Here is a 14172-nt window from a genome sequence, read left to right on the forward strand (position 1 = left end):
AGGGGTGGGGTGGCGGAATGCCGGTAAAGGGGGGTGACAAGGGGTGCCGGTGTCGGCCGGGATCAGGACGGAATGGTGGCCTTGGTGTCGGTCGCCGGGCCTTCGACGGGGACCTCGGGGGTACCTGCCAGCTGCTGGGCCTCGGGCGTCCCGGCGGGGACCTCCGCGACGTCGGGCTTCTTTCCGACGTTGCGCATCAGCGTGCCGATGATCGACGGCTTGCCCTGGTTCTTGTTGTGCACGTCGAAGGCGACGGCGGCCAGAAGGACGAGGCCCTTGATGACCTGCGTCTGGTCCGCGCCCACGCCCATGAGCATGAGTCCGGAGTTCAGGACGGCCATGACCAGGCCACCGACCATCGAGCCGACGACGGTGCCGATACCACCGGAGACAGCGGCGCCGCCGATGAAGACCGCGGCGATGGCGTCGAGTTCCCACATGGTTCCGTCGGAGGGGCCCGCGGCGGTGGAGCGACCGATGAACAGGATGCCCGCGACGGCCGCGAGGAAGCTCATGTTGGTCATGACGAGGAAGTAGGTGCGCTGGGTGTTGACGCCCGAGAGCGCGGCCGCAGCCTTGTTGCCGCCGACGGCGTAGATGTGGCGGCCGAAGCGGGTGCGCTGCGTGATGGTGTGGTAGATGATCACGAGCACGACGAGGATCAGGCCGGGGATGGGGAACGACGTGCCGGGGCGGCCGCTGCCGAACAGCCACGTGACGTAGCCGATGACGGCTGCGATCAGGACCACGCGGGTGCCGGTGACCCACAGCGGGATCTCGGAGCCGCGGGCCTTGGCGTGGCGGCGTCGGTTGACCTCGCTGTACGCGAACCAGGCCAGCGCGAGGAGCCCGAGCAGCAGCGTCGAGTTGTTCAGACCGGTCCAGGCCGGGCCCCACTCGGGCAGGTAGCCTGCGCCGAGGTAGGAGAACTGCGCGGGCACCGGCACGGAGATGGAGTGCGACATCCAGATCACCAGACCGCGGAAGATCATCATGCCCGCCAAGGTGGTGATGAACCCGGGGATGCCCATCTTGGCCAGCCAGAAGCCGTGCCACATGCCCACGAGCACGCCGAGGACGAGGCCGAGCAGGAGGCCCGCCCACCAGGGGAAGCCGTACTGGGCGATGGAGATGGCCACGCTCATCCCGACGAAGCCGGCCACCGAGCCGACCGAGAGGTCGATCTGTCCGATGACGATGACCATGACCATGCCGATGGCCAGGATCAGCACGTAGGCGTTGCCCGAGATGAGGTTCTGGAAGTTGGACGAGGTCAGCATCCGGCCGCCAGAGATGACGTTGAAGACGACGACGAGCGCGATCAGCGCCAATGCCATCGTGTACTGCTGGAGCTTGCCTCCAAAGACCTGCTTGAGAGCTTTCATGATGGTTCGATCTTCCATGGTGACTGCGCCGTCAGGCGGAGAGAGCCGGGGCCGCCGGCGCGGTGGACGTGGTGGTCATCCGGCGCATCAGGGTTTCCTGATCCGCCTCGGACGCCGGGAGGTCGCCGGTGATCCGGCCTTCGCAGATCGTGTAGATCCGGTCGCAGATGCCGAGCAGTTCGGGCAGCTCCGAGGAGATGACGATCACGCCCTTGCCTTCATCGGCGAGTTGATGGATGAGTTTGTAGATCTCGTACTTGGCACCGACGTCGATGCCCCGCGTCGGTTCGTCGAGGATGAGCAGCTCGGGTGAGGAGTACATCCACTTGCTGAGCACCACCTTCTGCTGGTTGCCGCCCGAAAGCGTGGCCACGCCGACGTCGACCGAAGAGCTCTTGATCCGCAGCTCGCGCCGGTACCGTTCAGCCACCTCGGCCTCGAGGCGCGGCTGCAGCAGGAACCGTCGCACGATGCCGTTGAGGTTGGCCGAGACGACGGTGGCCTTGATGTCGTCGCTGAGGTTGAGGCCCAGGTTCTTGCGGTCCTCGGTGACGTAGGCGATGCCGGCGGCGATGGCCTTCTGGACGGTGTTCGCGTGCACCGGCCTGCCGCCGATGAGCAGTTCGCCGGAGCGGTAGGTGCCGTACGAGTGGCCGAAGATGCTGCGCGCCAGTTCGGTGCGCCCGGCGCCCATGAGGCCGGCGAAGCCCACCACCTCGCCACGCGCCACCGTGAAGTTGGCGTCCTTGACGACGAGGCGGCCGGGGACGCTGGGGTGTTCGACGTTCCAGCCGCGCACCTCGGCGAGGGTCTCACCGATCTTCGGGGTCCGGTGCGGGTAGCGGTTCTCGAGCGAGCGGCCCACCATGGCGCGGATGATGCGGTCCTCGTCGACCTGCCCGGCCACCACGTCGTAGGTCTCGACGGTGCGGCCGTCGCGGATGACGGTGACGGCGTCGGCGACCGCGGCGATCTCGTTGAGCTTGTGGGAGATCATCAGGCAGGTGATGCCGCGGGCTTTGAGCCCGCGCATGAGGTCCAGAAGGTGCGCGGAGTCGTCCTCGTTGAGCGCCGAGGTGGGCTCATCGAGGATGAGGACCCGGACGTTCTTGGACAGGGCCTTGGCGATCTCCACCAGCTGCTGCTGGCCGACGCCGAGCGTCTTGACCTGGGTGTCGGGGCTGATGTCCAGGCCGACGCGGGCCAGGAGGTCGACGGCCTGCCTGCGGGCCGCCTCCCAGTCGATCAGCCCTCCGCGCATCACCTCTGAGCCGAGGAAGATGTTCTCGGTGATGGACAGTTCCGGGATGAGGGCCAGCTCCTGGTGGATGATCACGACGCCGTGCTCCTCGGAGGACTTGATGCCGTTGAAGCGCATCTCCTCCCCCTCGAGCAGGATCTCGCCCTCGTACGTGCCATGTGGGTAGACCCCGGACAGCACCTTCATGAGGGTGGACTTCCCGGCACCGTTCTCCCCGCAGATGGCGTGGATGTCGGCGCGACGCACGGACATGGTGACGTCGTCGAGCGCCTTCACGCCGGGGAACACCTTCGTGATGTTGCGCATCTCGAGCAGCAGTTGCTCAGCGGTCATCTACGTCTCCTTCGACTGTCGCTGTCCTCTATGTCAACGATGTCATAAATGTACGGGCCTCCACCATTGACGTCAAGCCTTGAACTCAACCGTTACCGTTTCGTGATACTGCGTTCAAGCCTTGATGCGCTGCTAGGGTTGCCGCATGAGGGAAAGCAGCGGAGCGCCCGGCTCCCAGGCCTCGCTACGCGAGGCGAACAGCGCCCGCATCCTCGAGGCGGTGAAGCTCTACGGCCAGCTCACCCAGGTCGAGCTCGCTGCCGCCACGGGCCTCTCCCCCGCCACCGTCTCCAACATCGTGAAGCAGTTGCTCGCGGCCGGCGCCGTCGAGACGTCAGCGACGACGCGCTCCGGACGCCGCGCCCAGCTCGTCACGCTGGCGCGCGTCACCTCCCTCGCCCTGGGCATCCACATCCGCCCACGCGCGCTCGAGATGTCGCTGGTCGACGCCGGCTACACCCAGGTGGCCCGGCAGCACCTGCCGCTGCCGCCGGAGCATCGCTTCGACACCACCCTGGACCGCGCCGCGATGCTGGCCGCGGAACTCGCCGATCAACGCGGGCTCGCGGTGGGAGAGCTGGTGGGGATCGGCGTCGCGATGCCGTCCGCCAACCGCGGCGGCGCCGTCGTCGGCCTGCCGACGTGGGACGACGTCGACGTGGCCGACGTCATCGAGCGGCGACTGCACCGGCCCGTCCTGGTGGAGCGCGAGACCGACGCCGCCGCCCTCGCGGAGGCCCGCATCGGGGCCTTGCGCGGCGCGGCGTGCGGCGTGTACGTGCGCGTGGGTGAGGTGACGGATTCCACGATCGTGCTCGGGGGTGCCGTGCTGCGCCCGGGTTCGGCTCCCGCGGCGGGGCTCGGTCACGTCCGGGTCGCTCCGGACGGGGCCATCTGCCGTTGCGGTGCCCGCGGCTGCCTGAACACCGTCGTGTCGATCGAGGCCCTGCGCGAGTTGGTCCGGATCAGCCACGGCCCCCTGTCGCTGCGCGACATGGTGGCGGCGGCGAACTCGGGCGACAGGGGCTGCCGGCAGGTCGTCGCCGACGCGGGGGCCGCGATCGGTGCCGCGCTCGCAGACATGGCCACCACCGTCGGGCCGGACCGCATCGCCGTGGGCGGGCCGCTGGCCCAGGCCGCCGACGTGCTGCTGGGGCCCATGCTCGACGCCCTGGGCGCCAGACCACTCCTCGCCGACGCGGGCTCCCTCCTGGTGCCGGGGCAGCTCGGGCAGGAAGCGGAAACCCTCGGCGTCGTCGCCCGCGTCTTCGACATGATGTCCTTGACGTCTGTGCTGGAAACATCTTCGGGAGGGGAACAACGTGGCTGAACCGCTGTTGGAGCTCAGATCCGTGCACAAGACCTTCGGCGGCGTGCAGGCGTTGGTCGACGTGGACCTCACGGTCCGCGCGGGCGAGGTGGTCGGCCTCGTCGGCGACAACGCGGCCGGCAAGTCCACCCTCGCCCGCATCGTCGCGGGCGTCTACCAGCCCGACGCGGGGCAGGTCCGGCTGGCAGGCCGGCCGGTGGCCATCGCATCGGCCAAGGCTGCCATCGCGCTCGGCATCGCGACGGTGTTCCAGGAGTTCGCGCTGGTGGAGAGCCTGGACGTGCCGTCGAACATCTTCCTCGGCCGCGAACTGACCCGCAGCGACGGGCTGCTGGACGAGTCACGCATGGAGCTCCTAGCCCGCCAGTACCTGGACCAGCTCAGCAGCCGCATCCCGGACTTGAGCGTCCCCCTCCACCAGCTCTCGGCCGGGCAGAGGCAGTGCGTGGCCATCGCGCGCACCCTCGTCACAGACCCGCGGCTGGTGATCCTGGACGAGCCCACGGCGTCGCTGTCGGTGGGCCAGACGGCAGAGGTGTTGAGCCACGTGGAGCGACTCCGGGAGCTGAACCTCGGCGTCATCCTCATCAGCCACAACCTGGCGGACGTGCGCTCCGTGGCGGACCGCATCGAGGTGCTGCGCCACGGCCGCAACAACGGCTCGTTCGCGGTGGACGAGGCAACCTACGAGAACGTGCTCTCTGCCATCACCGGCGCCACGCGCCACACGAAGCCCGCCGCGCGCCTCTGAGCCGACGGCTCGACGGCGCGGAGCCCATGGTCAGGAACGCCCGGCTGTGATCTCGCCGGAGCCCCGGACGATGAGGCGCGTCGGCACCACCACCTGCTCCGGGCTCAGGCTCTCCCCCCGGACGCGGGCGATCAGCCGGGTGGCCGCCAGCTCTCCCAGCGCGTCGGGGTCCTGCGCGATGACCGTGATGCCCGGTCGCACCAGGTCGGCCAGCGGGATGTCGTCGAAGCCCACCAGCGCGACGGAGCGTTCCAGACCCAACCGCTGCAGCGCCCGGACGGTGGCGATCGTGATGTCGTTGCGGCCGGACAGGATGGCTGTCGGCGGCGCGTCGGATCCCATGAGTCGCTCGATGGCGGCGATCACGGCCGCCTCGTCTCCCAGGTCCGTCGTCACGGTGCAGTCCGGAAGGTCACGGGTGGCCTCGCGGAAGCACGCGGTGCGTTCCCTCGAGGTGCTGATCACCTGCAGGTTGGACAGGAAGGCGATCCTGGTGTGCCCGTACCCGCGCACGTGCTGGACGGCCGCCCGGACGCCGCCGGCGTTGTCGGAGGTCACGGAATCACAGTCGACGTCGGGAGCCGGGCGGTCAGCGAAGACGACGGGCCAGCCGCGCTCGAGTTCACGGGCCAGCAGCGAGTGGTCCTCGCGCACGGTGAGCACGATCAGCCCGTCGAGCCGGCGCGCCACGAAACCGCGCAGGCGCGCGAGTTCGACGTCCGGGTCGTCCTGCGTGCTGGCCGCCAGCGTCATCATCCCGTGGTCGTTGGCGACCCGCTCCACCGCTCGGTGCAGGTGCGAGTCGAAGGCGTTGCCCACACTCGACAGCAGCAACCCGATCGCCCCCACGCCCCCGTCGCGGCGACGCAGGTCCGAGGCCTGCTGGTGCACCACGTAGCCCATCTCGTCCGCCGCGCGGAGCACGCGCTCCGCCGTGGCGGACGCGACGTTCGGCTCGCCGTTCATGACGCGGGAGACGGTCTTGATGGCCACTCCTGACGCGCGGGCGACGTCACGCATCGTGGGGCGGGAGGAGTTGGGGAACATGCGAGTCATTTTGCCGTCAAATCTCATGAACGGCGAACTAACGATCAAGGTGACCCCACCCTTTGTTAGCCTCTGCCATGACAACGTTGTCACCAGAAGGGAAACAACCAATGGAACGACTGACCAGGGCAGGAATCGCCCTCACGGTGGCGCTCGGCGCCGCCGTCGGACTCCCTGCTGCAGCCGACGACACGGCCGGGCAGGAGCCCTACCGCCCGGCCTACCACTACACGCCGGAACGCAACTGGATGAACGACCCGAACGGGCTCGTCCACCACGACGGCGTCTGGCACCTCTACTACCAGCACAACCCCTCCGCGGACACGTGGGGCAACATGTCGTGGGGCCACGCCACCAGCCCGGACCTCCTGCACTGGAGCGAGCAGCCGCTGGCCATCGCCCAGACGTTCAACGGCGAGGGGCAGTCGGTCGAGGACATCTTCTCCGGCTCCATCGTGGTCGACACGGAGAACACCAGCGGCCTCGGCACCACCGACAACCCGCCGCTGGTGGCGCACTACACCAGCGCCTACACCGGCGCACATCCCACGCTGGCGGGCATCCAGGCACAATCGGTGGCCTTCTCGCTCGACGGCGGCTACACCTGGGAGAAGTATGCGGGCAACCCCGTGCTGGACCGGGGCTCGCAGAACTTCCGCGACCCGAAGGTGAGCCGCTACACATCGCCGGAGACCGGCGAGTCGTACTGGGTGATGGTCGCCGTCGAGGCGCTCGACCACCAGGTGGTGCTCTACCGCTCCGACGACCTGCTCGAGTGGACCTACCTCTCCACCTTCGGCCCGGCCAATGCCACCGGCGGCATCTGGGAGGTGCCAGACCTGTTCCCGCTGACGGTCGACGGCACCGACGAGACCAAATGGGTCATGGTGGTCAACCTCAACCCCGGATCCCCCGCGGGCGGCTCAGGTGCCCAGTACTTCGTCGGCGACTTCGACGGCGTGACCTACACCGCCCAGAACGTCGTCTCGGGTGACGAGGTGGTGCCCGGCACCGTCGTCGAGGACTTCGAGTTCGGGACGTGGGCGGATTCCGGGTGGACCGTCGCCAACGACCCGGGCAACGAGTTCAACGGCCCCTTCGGCGACGGCCCCCAGCCCGGCGCCTGGCGGGACCAGCAGGCCATCAACGGGCACCGCGGCGACCGGCTGGTCAACAGCTTCGTCGGCTGGGACTGGCCGGTCGGCACGATGACCTCAGCGCCGTTCAGGGTCGAGGAACCCTGGCTCAACCTGTTGGTGGGCGGCGGCAACCACCCGCGCGTCGACGGTGGCCAGCTCGGCAATGAGCCCCCTGCCGGCACAGCGCTCTGGAACGGCTTCGAAGGCCTGCGCGACGGCGGCAGCCTGGCCGACCTGGGCTGGGTGGGCACCGGCGACCTCGCGGCCACCGACAGCCCGGCCTACGCCGGCGGTGACTACTACCTGGGCGACGCCCGCATCAACACGTGGGAGGGTGGCCCCAAGGGCGACGACAACACCGGCACCCTGACCTCGCCGTCGTTCCCGATCGACGACGACCACCTCTCCTTCCTGGTCGGCGGCGGTCGCGAGCGGCCGGGCCTGGCCGTACAGCTCATCGTCGACGGCGAGGTGGTGCGCACCGCGGGAGGCCAGGACGCCGGCGCGCTGCAGTGGACCAGCTGGGACATCGCGGAGTTCCGCGGCCGCGACGCCGCGTTGCGCATCGTCGACGAGGTCGGCGGCGGCTGGGGCCACCTGACGCTCGATCACGTGGTCATCGGCGACGAGCCGGCCGTACCCCGTTCCTCCGAGACCACCGTCAACCTCGTGGTCGACGGCGAGGTCGTGCGCACCGCGACCGGGCGCGATTCGGAGCTGCTCGACTGGGTGGCGTGGGACGTCGCCGAGTTCGCCGGCCAGGAGGCCCAGCTCCTCATCGTGGACAACAACCGGTTCGGGTGGGGCCACATCCTGGTCGACGACATCGTGGCCGCGGACGCCCCGCAGCCCCGCCGCGTCGAGACCTACGACTGGCTGGACTGGGGCCCGGACCACTACGCGGCCATCTCCTTCGCCAACGTCCAGGACGGACGCCGCATCATGATCGGATGGGTGAACGACTGGCGCTACGCCAACGCCATCCCCACGGCCCCGTGGCGCAGCGCCAACACGCTGCCGCGCGAGGTCACGCTCGAGCTCGTCGACGGTTCCTACGCGCTGCGCCAGGTGCCGGTGCGCGAAGCGTCCTCGCTCGAGGTGCCTTCTGAACGGCTGCGGCGCACGAACGTGGCGGTGGACGATTCGGTCGTCGCGCTGCCGTGGGCGTCGGATGCGTTCAAGCTCGACGTGACCGTCGAGCCGCGGGACGCCTCGTTCGCGGGGGTCGCCGTACGCACCGACACCGCCTTCGGGACCGACAGCGGCGAAGGCACGCTGGTGGGCATCGACGCGAAGACCAACCGGCTGGTGGTGGACCGGACCCGCTCCGGCGCGACGGGCTTCCACTCGCAGTTCGCCGCCGTCGACTCGGCACCGTTGGTCAACCCGGACGGCACCGTGACGTTCACGGTCTACGTCGACCGGGCATCGGTCGAGGCGTTCGCCGAGGGTGGCCTCCGGACGATCACCAGCCAGGTCTTCCCTGATCCCGGATCGCTCGGCCTGTCGCTGGTGAGCGAGGGTGGCACGGCACGATTCGTCTCCGTGGTCGCCACTCCCCTCACCCCCAGCGTCCACACCGGGGCACAGCCGATGGACGCCTCGGTGGTGTCGGCGAACTGCGAATCCGGTGTCGTCGTCGAGGTGTCGAACCCGACGGACGAGCGGCAGGCAGTGCGGCTCTCGTCGGTCTCCGGGGTCCGGAACGTGACGTTGGCAGCCGGTCAGACGACCAGGGTCACGCTGGCGGGGCAGCCGTCACTGGCCGCCGGCTCCCTGTCTGTGGCGGCGACGGCGAAGCCCAGCCAGACCGCCAGCTGGACGTCAGTGAGCATGCCGGCGTGCAGCTGACCTTCTGCGAGTCGGCGCGGGCCGTGGCGGTGGCCGCGGCCCGCGCCGTTCGCTGTGCCATCAGTTCGGGCGGGCGAACCGCACGCCCGTGGACCCACTGAACGCCGGCAGTTCCAGCGTTCCCACGCCCTCCACCGAGTAGCCCAGCCGGTAGGCCTCCACGTACTGCCGGTACACCGACACCGCGGGAGACTCGTCGAGCGCGGCCTGCATCTGGGTGCGGTCGCCGATGGCCTCGATCACATACGGCGGGGCATAGGGGATGCCGTGGAGCACGACGGTGTTGCCCACACACTTGATGCCAGTGGTCGCGATCACCCGCTGTCCCTGGATGGTCATCGCCTCGGCGCCACCGGCCCAGAGCGCGTTGACCACAGCCTGGATGTCCTGCTGATGCACCACGAGCGCATCGTCGTCCACTCCGGGGGGCCGCACGTCGGCGGGTGCGTCCGTGAGCGTCACCCGGATACCCGGACCCGTGACCGCCACCATGCTCGCCTCGCGCTCCGCGAAGACCAGTTCCGAGGTGAAGTCACCCGAGCCCTGCCGGCTGGTGAGCTCGTTCACCTCTGCCTGGAGCGCGTCGACCTGCGTGCGCAGCTCCTCGTTGCGCCGGCTCTGGCTGATGATCAGGTCACGCATGTCGGCGGTGCGGTCGCTGCGCAGGTCCGTGCCGCGCGCAGCGATGGCAGCCACCGTCATCATCAGACCGGCGATGACACACACCAGGATGGTGGTGGTGCGGCCCCGCGGCGACCGGGAGCGCAGCTGGTTGCGCGCCATGACGGTGCGCACGGCGGAGACCCGCTCCCTCAGCACCGGCCACAGTTTCATGCGCCCAGAGTACGTGGCGCGGGGGCATCGACGAGGGCCCGAGCCCGCCGTCGTCCATCATGAGCGCGCAGATGTGGGCATTGTCGCCGGCGTCAATTAGGCTAGGCGAGATCGTAGAAGGAGACATCGTGGCGGAATCCAAGGTTCGCAAGCAGGCTGCTGACAAGCAGAAGCGCAAGCGCCTGTCTGAACTCGCTGAGCAGCGCGCCGAAACCGCGCGTCTCGCCCCAGGCGGGCGCAACTGGGTACCGGGCGTGTTCATCCCCATCGGGCTCCTGGGCGTCGCGTGGATGGTTGTCTACAACCTCGCGGGCCAGGACATCGGCTTCATGCGCTCCATCGGTGACTGGAACGTCGCCATCGGGCTCATCCTGATCGTCGTCGGCTTCTCCGGCATGACGCTCTGGAAGTGACCCGCACCCTCGGCGTCTTCGACGCCGTCATCTTCGATTTCGACGGCACCCTCGCAGATTCCACCGCGGCCATCGTGCGCGCCGCCTCCACGTGGGCCACGGAGTTCGGCGTGGAACCCCGTCACCACAGCCAGTTCACCGGCCTCCCCAGCGACGTCATGGTGCGCGCCCTCCTCCCCGCCGACAGATTCGACGAGGCGCACGCCCGCATCGAGGAACTGGAGATCGAGGACGTCGCTGATGTGATCGCCCTGCCCGGCGCCCTTGAGGCGCTGCAGTCAGTGCCGGCCGAGCGGGCAGCTATCGCCACGTCCTGTTCGGCGCCGTTGCTTGATTCCCGCATGGTCGCCACCGCGCTGCCCCGTCCGTCGGTGGTGGTGACGCGTGACGAGGTGGTGTTGGGCAAGCCGGCGCCGGAGTCGTTCGAGCTCGCCGCCCGGCGCCTGGGGTTCCCCGCTGAGCGTTGCCTCGTGGTGGAGGACGCTCCCGCCGGCGTGGTGGGTGGCCGTGGAGCCGGTTGCTCCGTGCTGGGCGTGCTGACGCACCACACGGAGGACGAACTCGGCGCCCACTGGCACGTGACAAACCTGTCGCAGGTGGCCTTCGAGGCCCGGGCCGACGGTGTCGCCGTCGTGTGGGCCTGACCCCTTTACTCCTGACGCAGCCGCACCGCGGTGCCGTAGGCCGCCAACTCGCTCACGGTGTCGCTGATCTTGCCGCCGTCGAAATGCACTCCCACCACCGCGTCCGCCCCGGCCTCCTGCGCCTGTTGCACCAGGGCGCCGATGGCATCCTGCCGCGCGGAGGTGTTGATGAAGGCCATCTCAGGGTTGTGCGCCAGGTCCCGCGGGCGGGTGGCGATGCCGATGACAATCCCGAGGCTCGCCGCGATCTCCCGCCCCGGTAGCGAATCCGTGGTGGACAGCGGCAGGTCATAGGTGACGAAACGCGGCCGCCGCGGGTCTGTGTCCCGCTGCGCCACCGGCGAAATCGGCTCCGGCGGCACCGGCACCGCGCTTCCGGAGGCGGGCACGACAGGCTGCGGGCTCACCGGGCGGGGACGGGGGCCGGGCACGACGCGGGGTAGGGCGCGGGTGGGCTCGCCTGATGGGAGCGGAGCAGGCATCTGCGGCTGTCCGTGGCCTTGCGGGGGCTGGCTCATTCCGCCAGCCTAGCTGCGGCCCCGGCGAAAGTGGCGTCCCGCACCCGCGACGGTAGGATGACGCGCGTGACTGAGACCCCTGACGTGCAGCCCACCGACTCCGAGCAAACCGTCGTCCGCAAGGAGAAGCGCGCCCGCCTGCTGGAACAGGGGATCGAGGCCTACCCCGCAGATCTGACCCGAAGCCACACCCTGCGTGACATCCGCGCCCAGTGGGGCCACATGGAGGCCGGCGAGGAGACCCAGGACGTCGTGACCACCGGCGGCCGCGTCGTGTTCATCCGCAACACCGGCAAGCTGGCGTTCGCCACGCTGCAGGACGGCTTCACGCCGGAGGAGAACGGCGAGCGGCTCCAGATCATGCTGTCGCTGGCGGAGGTGGGCGAAGAGGCGCTCGCGGAGTGGAAGCACACCGCAGACCTCGGCGACTTCGTCTGGGTCACCGGCCGCGTCATCGTCTCGAAGCGCGGCGAGTTGTCGATCATGGTCAGCGAGTGGCGGATGGCCGCCAAAGCGCTGCGCCCGTTGCCCGTCATGCACAAGGACCTGTCCGAGGAGTCGCGGGTCCGCCGTCGCTACGTGGACCTCATCGTCCGCGACGATGCGCGTGAGATGGTGCGCAAGCGCTCGGCCATCACGCGGGCCATCCGGGAGACGCTGTACGGGCAGGGCTACATGGAGGTCGAGACCCCCATCCTGCAGCTCATTCACGGCGGCGCCGCGGCGCGTCCCTTCGAGACCCACATCAACGCGTTCGACATCCGCATGACCATGCGCATCGCGCTGGAACTCCACCTGAAGCGGACCATGGTTGGCGGTGCGGACAGGGTGTTCGAGATCGGCCGTGTGTTCCGCAACGAGGGCATCGACTCAACGCACTCAGCGGAGTTCACCATGCTCGAGGCGTACCAGGCCTGGGGGGACCAAGGCACCATCGCACTACTCATCCAAGACATCATCCTGGCCTCGGCAGACGCCGTCGGCTCGCGGCAGTTCGAGACGCCGAAGGGCGTCATCGACCTCGACGGCGAGTGGAGCTGGCTGTCGGTCTTCCCCGCGCTCTCCGAGCGGCTGGGCGAGGAGATCACTGTTGAGACCCCGGCCGAGGTGCTGCACAGGTTCGCCGACGCTCATGAGGTCGAGTACGACAAGGCGTGGGCCGCGGACAAGATGGTGATGGAGCTGTTCGGCGAACTCGTCGAACCCGGCCTGCTGCAGCCCACCTTCGTCTACGACTACCCCTCGATCGCCCAACCGTTGGCCCGCCGACACCGCAGCGACGCGGGCAAGGTCGAAGCCTGGGACCTGATCATCGGCGGCGTCGAACTGGGCACCGGTTACACCGAGCTGGTGGACCCGGTCATCCAGCGCGATGTGCTGATGACGCAGTCGAAGCTGGCCGCCGCGGGCGACCATGAAGCCATGGAGTACGACCAGGACTTCATCGAGGCGCTCGAGTACGGCGTCCCGCCGATGGGCGGCCTCGGCCTGGGCGTGGACCGCCTGATCATGATGCTGACCGGCGTCGGGATCCGCGAGACCATCCTGTACCCGCTGCTGCGTCCCTCCTCCGAGCGCTAAGCCCTCCCGAAACCCGGCCCCGCCGGAGCACGCCGAAAATGAAACCGGTTGCATCGGCTCACGTCGTCGCCTAGCATGTAACCGGTTTCATTCGAGGAGGAACAACCGTGGGCACACGAGGGAGCAGGGCGTCGCTGGCCACTGTGGCCATCCTCGTCGTCACCGCGATCTGGGGCTCGACGTTCTTCATCATCAAGGACGCCGTCGACAGGATCGATCCCATCGATTTCCTGGCGGCCCGGTTCTCCATCGGCGCAGTCATCCCCGCCGTCGTGTTCTGGCGGCGACTCCGCGGGCTGACGGCCCAGCAATGGCAGATCGGCCTGGCGCTGGGTGGGCTGTACGGGCTCGCGCAGATCGTGCAGACCGTCGGCCTGCAACACACCGACGCGTCCGTCTCCGGCTTCATCACCGGCACCTACGTGGTCCTGACGCCCATCATCCTGTGGATCGCCTTCAAGGCGCGGCTCACCCGCATCACCTGGGTCGCCGTCGGCATCGCGGTGGTGGGGCTGGCGATCCTCAGCCTGTCCGGCGTGGGCTCCGGCGGCGTCGGCGAGTCCCTCACGCTCGTCGGGGCCACCCCGTACGCGCTCCACATCGTGATGCTGGACCGCTGGTCCCGCAGCATGGACGCCATCTCCCTCACGGTCGTGCAGCTCATCGGCATCGCCGTGACCTGCACGTTCCTCGGGCTGCCCGGTGCGTACCGGATCCCGGCCGACGCGACGGTGTGGGGCTGCTCGATGGGAACGGGTAGCCCTCATCGGTGTACTGGAGGTGGCCGTAGCCGTCGAGCTGCCACAGGTGGGGCACGGTGACGGTGTCCCACCCGGGCTGGTGGGCGGACGTGAAGGCAGCGGGGATCCGCAGCGGGTTGTCGAACAACCGGAACTGCCAGTCGCCAGACATGCTGACGAAGCCGCGCGAACGGGTGCGGTCTCGGGTGGCGGCGTCCTCTTCGGTGGCGTAGCCGAAGAAGTAGGCGCGGGCCCGGAGCCTGTTGCGCCCCGTGAGGGAGGGGTTCTCCCAGTCACGTGGGTCGGTCATTGGACTCGATCTCCTTTGCTCGAGAGCCGGCATTC

At 69.0% G+C, this 14172-nt stretch carries 12 protein-coding genes and 1 pseudogene; 7 read left to right on the plus strand and 6 right to left on the minus strand.

What is annotated here, in order from left to right; genetic code table 11:
• Nucleotides 1-62: 62 nt before the first annotated feature.
• Complete coding sequence (locus ACX1DX_RS08975) at nt 63-1385, minus strand: sugar ABC transporter permease (RefSeq protein ID WP_459396321.1); 1323 nt, start codon at nt 1383-1385, stop codon at nt 63-65.
• A gap of 31 nt (nt 1386-1416) precedes the next feature.
• Nucleotides 1417-2979, minus strand: a complete 1563-nt coding sequence (gene mmsA / locus ACX1DX_RS08980) for a multiple monosaccharide ABC transporter ATP-binding protein (RefSeq protein ID WP_459396322.1) — start codon at nt 2977-2979, stop codon at nt 1417-1419.
• Between the two features lie 145 nt (nt 2980-3124).
• Here mmsA and ACX1DX_RS08985 point away from each other — a divergent pair, with 145 nt between their 5' ends.
• Both ACX1DX_RS08985 and ACX1DX_RS08990 read left to right on the plus strand, forming a co-directional pair.
• Nucleotides 3125-4309: an ROK family transcriptional regulator gene (locus ACX1DX_RS08985; protein ID WP_459396323.1), complete on the plus strand. Its 1185-nt coding sequence runs from the start codon at nt 3125-3127 to the stop codon at nt 4307-4309.
• Nucleotides 4302-5060 (plus strand): ATP-binding cassette domain-containing protein, encoded by a 759-nt coding sequence (locus ACX1DX_RS08990; RefSeq protein WP_076061300.1) that lies wholly within the window; start codon nt 4302-4304, stop codon nt 5058-5060. Before ACX1DX_RS08985 ends, ACX1DX_RS08990 begins: the two co-directional genes overlap by 8 nt.
• Before the next feature lie 30 nt (nt 5061-5090).
• Here the strand turns inward: ACX1DX_RS08990 and ACX1DX_RS08995 are convergent, their stop codons facing one another.
• Nucleotides 5091-6107: a LacI family DNA-binding transcriptional regulator gene (locus ACX1DX_RS08995; RefSeq protein WP_459396324.1), complete on the minus strand. Its 1017-nt coding sequence runs from the start codon at nt 6105-6107 to the stop codon at nt 5091-5093.
• A gap of 110 nt (nt 6108-6217) precedes the next feature.
• Between ACX1DX_RS08995 and ACX1DX_RS09000 the strand changes: the two genes are divergently transcribed.
• The gene (locus ACX1DX_RS09000; protein WP_459396325.1) at nt 6218-9097 is read left to right on the plus strand and encodes a GH32 C-terminal domain-containing protein; all 2880 of its coding nucleotides are present in this window, start codon (nt 6218-6220) and stop codon (nt 9095-9097) included.
• A 60-nt stretch (nt 9098-9157) separates the two neighbouring features.
• On the opposite strand, the gene ACX1DX_RS09005 is transcribed toward ACX1DX_RS09000, so the two are convergent.
• Nucleotides 9158-9931, minus strand: coding sequence for a DUF881 domain-containing protein (locus ACX1DX_RS09005; RefSeq protein ID WP_245244013.1), 774 nt, complete (start codon nt 9929-9931; stop codon nt 9158-9160).
• Nucleotides 9932-10059: 128 nt separating this feature from the next.
• Between ACX1DX_RS09005 and ACX1DX_RS09010 the strand changes: the two genes are divergently transcribed.
• Together ACX1DX_RS09010 and ACX1DX_RS09015 are read left to right on the plus strand one after the other, a co-directional pair.
• Nucleotides 10060-10344, plus strand: a complete 285-nt coding sequence (locus ACX1DX_RS09010; RefSeq protein WP_076061306.1) for a cell division protein CrgA — start codon at nt 10060-10062, stop codon at nt 10342-10344.
• Nucleotides 10341-10988, plus strand: a complete 648-nt coding sequence (locus tag ACX1DX_RS09015) for an HAD-IA family hydrolase (RefSeq protein WP_459396326.1) — start codon at nt 10341-10343, stop codon at nt 10986-10988. The genes ACX1DX_RS09010 and ACX1DX_RS09015 overlap by 4 nt, the downstream gene beginning before the upstream one ends.
• 5 nt (nt 10989-10993) lie before the next feature.
• Here ACX1DX_RS09015 and ACX1DX_RS09020 read toward each other — a convergent pair whose 3' ends face one another.
• Complete coding sequence (locus ACX1DX_RS09020) at nt 10994-11506, minus strand: YbjQ family protein (protein ID WP_182764197.1); 513 nt, start codon at nt 11504-11506, stop codon at nt 10994-10996.
• 57 nt (nt 11507-11563) lie between these two features.
• Here ACX1DX_RS09020 and lysS point away from each other — a divergent pair, with 57 nt between their 5' ends.
• Both lysS and ACX1DX_RS09030 read left to right on the plus strand, forming a co-directional pair.
• On the plus strand, nt 11564-13087 hold the full coding sequence (gene lysS, locus ACX1DX_RS09025; protein WP_459396327.1) for a lysine--tRNA ligase: 1524 nt from the start codon (nt 11564-11566) through the stop codon (nt 13085-13087).
• A gap of 143 nt (nt 13088-13230) precedes the next feature.
• Nucleotides 13231-13908 carry an EamA family transporter gene (locus ACX1DX_RS09030; protein ID WP_527252163.1) on the plus strand — a complete coding sequence of 226 codons (678 nt, stop codon included), beginning with the start codon at nt 13231-13233 and terminating at the stop codon, nt 13906-13908.
• Here the strand turns inward: ACX1DX_RS09030 and ACX1DX_RS15100 are convergent.
• Nucleotides 13856-14170, minus strand: a pseudogene (locus ACX1DX_RS15100) (hypothetical protein); the annotation flags it as partial. The gene ACX1DX_RS09030 and the pseudogene ACX1DX_RS15100 overlap by 53 nt on opposite strands.
• Nucleotides 14171-14172: the final 2 nt, after the last annotated feature.

The organism is Tessaracoccus zhenghani, assembly GCF_054552775.1.

Bases quoted from the DNA above. Each gene is read 5' to 3' on its own strand.
- lysS (WP_459396327.1), top strand. From the start codon at position 11,564: ATGACGCGCGTGACTGAGACCCCTGACGTGCAGCCCACCGACTCCGAG.
- ACX1DX_RS09005 (WP_245244013.1), bottom strand. From the start codon at position 9,931: ATGAAACTGTGGCCGGTGCTGAGGGAGCGGGTCTCCGCCGTGCGCACC.
- mmsA (WP_459396322.1), bottom strand. From the start codon at position 2,979: ATGACCGCTGAGCAACTGCTGCTCGAGATGCGCAACATCACGAAGGTG.
- ACX1DX_RS09000 (WP_459396325.1), top strand. From the start codon at position 6,218: ATGGAACGACTGACCAGGGCAGGAATCGCCCTCACGGTGGCGCTCGGC.
- ACX1DX_RS08975 (WP_459396321.1), bottom strand. From the start codon at position 1,385: ATGAAAGCTCTCAAGCAGGTCTTTGGAGGCAAGCTCCAGCAGTACACG.
- ACX1DX_RS09020 (WP_182764197.1), bottom strand. From the start codon at position 11,506: ATGAGCCAGCCCCCGCAAGGCCACGGACAGCCGCAGATGCCTGCTCCG.
- ACX1DX_RS08985 (WP_459396323.1), top strand. From the start codon at position 3,125: ATGAGGGAAAGCAGCGGAGCGCCCGGCTCCCAGGCCTCGCTACGCGAG.
- ACX1DX_RS08995 (WP_459396324.1), bottom strand. From the start codon at position 6,107: ATGTTCCCCAACTCCTCCCGCCCCACGATGCGTGACGTCGCCCGCGCG.